4 protein-coding genes are annotated in these 2,678 nt (G+C 61.2%); 1 reads left to right on the top strand and 3 read right to left on the bottom strand.

Going from position 1 to position 2,678, the window contains the following annotated elements:
• The 3 genes from B3E94_RS14665 to puuE all read right to left on the bottom strand — a co-directional run.
• A partial coding sequence (locus B3E94_RS14665) for an ureidoglycolate lyase (protein ID WP_286914058.1) occupies window positions 1-394 on the bottom strand: 394 nt, incomplete at its 3' end.
• 48 nt (window positions 395-442) lie between these two features.
• Window positions 443-958 (bottom strand): 2-oxo-4-hydroxy-4-carboxy-5-ureidoimidazoline decarboxylase, encoded by a 516-nt coding sequence (gene uraD, locus B3E94_RS14660; RefSeq protein WP_176517142.1) that lies wholly within the window; start codon window positions 956-958, stop codon window positions 443-445.
• On the bottom strand, window positions 958-1,884 hold the full coding sequence (gene puuE, locus B3E94_RS14655; protein WP_176517141.1) for an allantoinase PuuE: 927 nt from the start codon (window positions 1,882-1,884) through the stop codon (window positions 958-960). The genes uraD and puuE overlap by 1 nt, the downstream gene beginning before the upstream one ends.
• 375 nt (window positions 1,885-2,259) lie before the next feature.
• Here puuE and uraH point away from each other — a divergent pair, with 375 nt between their 5' ends.
• Entirely contained in the window at window positions 2,260-2,613 is a 354-nt protein-coding gene (uraH, locus tag B3E94_RS14650) for a hydroxyisourate hydrolase (protein WP_054884130.1), read from the top strand.
• Window positions 2,614-2,678 lie beyond the last annotated feature (65 nt).

Below are 2,678 nucleotides of genomic sequence, written 5' to 3'. Positions count from 1 at the left end.
TCGTCAGCACCGGGTGGTGCCAGACGCCGCGATGGTAATTGACGCCCTGCCTGCCATTACTGCGGAAGGCACGGACCAAGCCTGATACAGGTGCATCGCCAACGGGCGCGACCACGATCAGAAAGGGGTTGCCGAGCAGCGGGATGAAAGCCTGGCTGCCCAGCGGATGGCGCTCCAGCATGCGCACGGTCAGCGGCATGTCCTGCGCGTCGGCGCGGAAGATGCTGATGATGGCGTTGTCTTCAGGCTCGGCGGTCTCGACCGTGGCGAGCTTGTGAAAGCGCATGGTCGAGCCGTTGTTGATCATGAAGTGGTCGCTGCCATCGGTTTCGATCACGTCTCCGAAAGGGGCGAAGGCTTCTTTGGTCAGGGGCTCGATCATCAGGGTGCGCATGCGGTTATCTCTTCTATTGTTCGTTTTCTGTTTGGGTTCGGCTGTTGCTTACAGCTGCAGCAGGCGGAACAGGGCGATCAGGTTGATCTGCGCCAGGGCTTCCTTGAATTCGGCATCGGCGTCGTTGTGGATGCGTTTTTCGAAGGCGGCGAGGATCTGGTGCCGGTTGCTGCCCTTGACCGCCATGATGAACGGGAACTGGAACTTGGCCTTGTAGGCGTCGTTCAGTTCGGTGAAACGGGCGAACTCCTCGGCGGTGCACTGGTGGATACCGGCGCCGGCCTGCTCGTTGGTGCTCGATTCGGTCAGCTCGCCCTGGATCGCGGCCTTGCCGGCAAGGTCCGGGTGAGCGTTGATCAGCGCCAGTTGGTCGGCGTGGTTGGCGCTGAGCAGGATGTCGCTCATGCGCTGGTGCAGCGCCTCGATCTCGTCCAGCTCACCCAGCTGGCCCAGGTCATAGGCTTTTTCGGCGACCCACGGCGAGTGTTCGTAGATGTCGGCGAACACCTTGACGAAGGCGTCACGGCCCAGGGTGGATGGCTTGAGGGTCTTGAAGGCGGTCATCAGGCGTTCTCTTTCTTGTACGGATGGGTGGTGTGCCAGTGGCGGGCGATATCCGCGCGACGGGCGAACCAGACCTGCTCATGGCTCTTGGCGTAGTCGACGAAGCGTTTGAGCGCGGCCAGGCGCGCCGGGCGGCCGACCAGGCGGCAGTGCAGGCCGATGGAAAGCATTTTTGGCGACTCGGCACCCTCGGCGTAGAGCACGTCGAAGGCGTCCTTGAGGTACTGGAAGAACTGCTCGCCGCAGTTGAAGCCCTGGACCTGGGTGAAGCGCATGTCGTTGGTGTCCAGGGTGTAGGGGATCACCAGGTGCGGCTTGCCGGTCGGGTTGTTCGGCTCCCAGTAGGGCAGGTCGTCGTCGTAGGTGTCGCTGTCATACAGGAAACCGCCTTCTTCCATGACCAGGCGGCGAGTGTTCGGGCCGGTGCGGCCGGTGTACCAGCCCACCGGACGCTCGCCGGTCAGCTCGGTGAGGATGCGGATGGCCTCGAGCATGTGCTCGCGCTCCTGGGCCTCGTCCATGTTCTGGTAGTCGATCCAGCGGTAGCCGTGGCTGCAGATCTCGTGGCCGGCTTCGACCATGGCGCGGATCACGTCGGGGTGGCGCTGGGCGGCCATGGCCACGGCGAACACGGTCAGCGGTACGCCGCTGTCCTTGAACAGCTTGAGCAGGCGCCAGACGCCGGCGCGGCTGCCGTATTCGTACAGCGACTCCATGCTCATGTTGCGCTGGCCCTGCAGCGGCTGGGCGGCGACCATCTCGGAGAGGAAGGCTTCGGACTCTTTGTCACCGTGCAGGATGTTGCGCTCGCCGCCTTCTTCGTAATTGAGCACGAACGACAGCGCGATGCGCGCGTTGCCCGGCCATTGCGGGTGAGGTGGGTTGTTGCCGTAACCGATCAGGTCGCGAGGGTAGTCAGCGCTCACTGCAGTCTTCCTTCTTGTGTGTTGGTGCGGGGTGGGCGGGCCGCGTCGGTATGTCGCACCACCGGATGGGCTGATTGTATACAACTTCTGAAATCTTTTGTAAGCCTGTTTTTCCGCATTTCTTCCCTTTTGTCGCCTGAGAATCGGTTGCAAGAAACCTGCCTGATTGGTCAGCTAATGACAGATGGGTGTGCGCAGGGCTTGAATTTGCGACGCAAAGCCGTGAACAGAGGGGGGCGACGGATGGGCTCAAAAAATTGTGTACAATCTGCCGCTGAAATGTCTTAATAACGCCATTCCCGCCCATCGTCGGCCCTTTGCCGTGGCGATGGCTGTGTATTTTTTGCCCACAGATTGAACAAGAGGCGACAAGCAATGGGACGTTTGACCACACACGTACTGGATGCCGCTCACGGCTGCCCGGGCAGCTCGATCAAGGTCGAGCTGTATCGCGTCGAAGGCCAGCAACTGGAGCTGGTGAACACTGCCCTGACCAACAGCGATGGCCGTGTCGACGCCCCGCTGCTGCAGGGTGACGACTACCGTACTGGTGTCTACCAGCTGCAATTTAGCGCTGGCGCTTATTACCGTGCCCGCGGCGTACAGCTGCCGGACACGGCGTTTCTGGATGTTGTCGTGCTGCGCTTTGGCATCGACGAGAAGCAGGAGCACTACCATGTGCCGCTGCTGATCTCGCCGTATAGCTATTCGACCTATCGCGGAAGCTAGTTGGTCGCTAGAAGAATCTTCGTAGGTCCTTTGGCCCGCTCTCACACTGGCGGGCTTTTTTTATT

Origin of the sequence: Pseudomonas sp. UBA6315, assembly GCF_002438125.1 — a bacterium.
Taxonomy (GTDB): domain Bacteria; phylum Pseudomonadota; class Gammaproteobacteria; order Pseudomonadales; family Pseudomonadaceae; genus Aquipseudomonas; species Aquipseudomonas faucium.
This window is presented reverse-complemented; position numbering and strand designations above follow the sequence as displayed.